We start from the raw sequence: 2,635 nt of genomic DNA, 5'->3' as shown, positions 1-2,635 counted from the left end.
GGTCAGCACCGTGCGCATCAACGCGACGCCGATCGCCTTGACGCCGGAATTGGCCATGCCGATCGAGATCTCGCCGGCGATGACGCGGGCGCCCTCGCGTACCTCGGTCTCGGCCTCCGCCATCGCGCGCAGGATGATCCGAGCGTGCTCATAGAGCCGCTCGCCGGCCGCCGTCGGTTCCATGCCGCGCGACTTGCGCTCGAACAGCGGCGTTGCGAACTCGGCCTCCAGGTTCGAGATATGGTGGCTGAGCGCGGACTGCGCGACGTTCACCTGGTCAGCCGCGCGCGACAGGTTCCGCTGCTCGTAGACGGCGATGAAATAGCGGAGCTGGCGCGAATCCATGGGCGATCAAGCGTTCTAGAAATGCGAAGGCACTCTTCGACAGATTATATTTTTCAGAAGGCTTGTGAAGGCCTAGTCTCCTGGGTGGACGAACAGGGAGTGACGCATGACTGAGGCTGGATTGCCGCTCGAAGGCGTGCGGGTCGTCGAGATGACCCACATGGTCATGGGCCCGACCTGCGGAATGATCCTCGCGCAACTCGGCGCCGAGGTGATCAAGGTCGAGCCGCCGTCCGGCGACAAGACCCGTTCTCTCGGCGGCATGGGGACGGCGTTCTTTCCGCTGTTCAACCGCGGCAAGCGCAGCGTCGTGCTGGACTTTGAGAAGCCCGGGGATCGCGACACCATGCACCGTCTGCTCGCGACGGCCGACGTGTTCCTGGAGAATTTTCGCGATGGCCAGCTGGAGAAGCAGGGGTTAGGTGCCGAGGAACTGCGCCGCCGGCATCCGCATCTGATCATCGCCGGCCACAAGGGCTTTCTGTCGGGTCCCTATGAGCATCGCCCCGCGCTCGACGAGGTCGTGCAGATGATGTCGGGGCTCGCTGCCATGACCGGCACCAGGGAGAAGCCGCAGCGCGTCGGGTCCTCCGCCAACGACATCATGGGCGGCATGTTCGGCGTGATCGCGATTCTCGCCGCGCTCTACCAGAAGCGCGGAGGCAAGCGCGACGGCGCCGACATCCGCATCGGCCTGTTCGAGAACTGCCTGTTCCTGRTCGCCCAGCACATGGTCGAATACGAGATGACCGGCAACAAGCCGCGCTCGATGCCCGAGCGCGAGCACGCCTGGCCGATCTACGATATTTTTGATGCCGCGGACGGCGAACGCATTTTCATCGGCGTCGTGACCGAGGGGCACTGGCAGAGCTTCTGCCGCGAGTTCGGCCTGACCGAGTTTCTCGAAGATTCCGCCTTGCGCACCACGACCGACCGTATCCTGGCGCGGCCGCGGATCATACCGCGCGTCGCCGATATCATCCGGCAGCGGAACGTGGCAGAGCTGTCGCAAAAGCTCGACGCGCTCAACATCTGCTTCTCGCCGATCAACCGGCCCGAGGATCTTCTCACCGATCCGCATGTGCTGCGACCTGGCGGCCTCGTCACCAACATCACTGCCGACGGCAAGCCGTTCCATGTGCCGGCTCTGCCGGTCGAGTGGAACGGCAGCCATCTCGGCGAGGGCCTGAAGGTCGCGCCGCTCGGCGCCGACACATTGGCCGTTCGTGCCGAGATCGACAAGGATGACATCGCGTCAAAAGCCGCTGGGAGGCGTGCATGAGCCGGATTGAGATGATTTATCCCTCGAATCGCGTCAGCCTGCGCGAGGTGGGCCTGCGCGACGGGCTCCAGCTCGTGAAGAAATTCCCGTCGACCGAGGCCAAGCAGCGCTGGGTGCGCGAGGAATATGCCGCTGGCGTCAGGCACTTCGAGGTCGGCTCGTTCCTGCCGGCCAAGACCTTCCCGCAATTCGTCGACGTTCGCGATGTCATCGGGGCGGTCGCGGGCCTGCCCGGTGCTCATGGCATCGCGCTCGCGCTCAACGAGCGCGGCGTCAATGAAGCCCTGGAATCCGGCGTCGGCGAGATCGCGTCGGTGGTCTCGGCCACGGAGGAGCACAGCCAGGCCAACGCCCACCGCTCGCGCGAATCCGCGATCGCCAATGTCAGGCGGCTCTGCGAGATGCGCGACGCCAGTTCCCACAAGCCGCTCGTGAATGCCGCGATCTCGATGGCGCTGGGCTGCTCGATCACCGGCGCGGTCGATCCGGCCGAGGTCTTGCGGCTGGTGGACAGATGCCTCGAGGCCGGCGTCGATTTCGTCGCGATCGCCGACACCGTCGGCTATGCCGGTCCGAAGCAGGTCGCCGAACTGTCGCGCGCCGCTGTGAAGCTCGCAGGGCAAAAGCCGATCTGCATCCACCTCCACGACACCCGCGGCATGGGGATCGCCAACGCCGCGGCGGCACTGGACGAAGGCGTCCGCATCCTCGATGGATCGCTCGGCGGCCTCGGCGGCTGCCCCTTCGCGCCCGGCGCAACCGGCAATGTCGTGTTCGAGGACCTCGTATTCCTGTGCGAGAGCAAGGGTTTTGCGACGGGGATCGACCTGGACAAGCTGATCGCGGTGCGCAGGATCTTGCGCGAGGAAATGCCGAACGAGGCGCTGTATGGCGGCGTCGCGCGCGCGGGATTGCCGTGCGGGAGTGCAGCGAAGGCGGCGTGAAGTGCTTCGCCTCTCCCCGCTTGCGGGGAGAGGCCGGATCGCATCGTCAGATGCGATCCGGGTG

3 protein-coding genes are annotated in these 2,635 nt (G+C 65.6%); 2 read left to right on the top strand and 1 reads right to left on the bottom strand.

Annotated elements, in window-relative coordinates:
- Nucleotides 1-345 (bottom strand): LysR family transcriptional regulator (locus AC1D00_RS35825; protein WP_477013920.1); only part of this gene is annotated, 345 nt, incomplete at its 3' end.
- Nucleotides 346-451: 106 nt separating this feature from the next.
- Here AC1D00_RS35825 and AC1D00_RS35820 point away from each other — a divergent pair.
- Together AC1D00_RS35820 and AC1D00_RS35815 are read left to right on the top strand one after the other, a co-directional pair.
- A complete protein-coding gene (locus tag AC1D00_RS35820; protein WP_477013919.1) occupies nt 452-1,627 on the top strand; it encodes a CoA transferase in 1,176 nt (391 codons plus the stop codon).
- Nucleotides 1,624-2,571, top strand: coding sequence for a hydroxymethylglutaryl-CoA lyase (locus AC1D00_RS35815; protein WP_477013918.1), 948 nt, complete (start codon nt 1,624-1,626; stop codon nt 2,569-2,571). The genes AC1D00_RS35820 and AC1D00_RS35815 overlap by 4 nt, the downstream gene beginning before the upstream one ends.
- Nucleotides 2,572-2,635: the final 64 nt, after the last annotated feature.

The sequence above is a fragment of the Bradyrhizobium sp. P2_E8 genome (genome assembly GCF_056403875.1).
Note: the sequence above shows the minus strand (reverse complement) of the source record. Positions and strands in the feature narration are given on the sequence as shown.

Excerpts from the sequence above, each read along its gene's own strand:
- AC1D00_RS35815 (WP_477013918.1), top strand. The coding sequence starts at position 1,624 with ATGAGCCGGATTGAGATGATTTATCCCTCGAATCGCGTCAGCCTGCGC.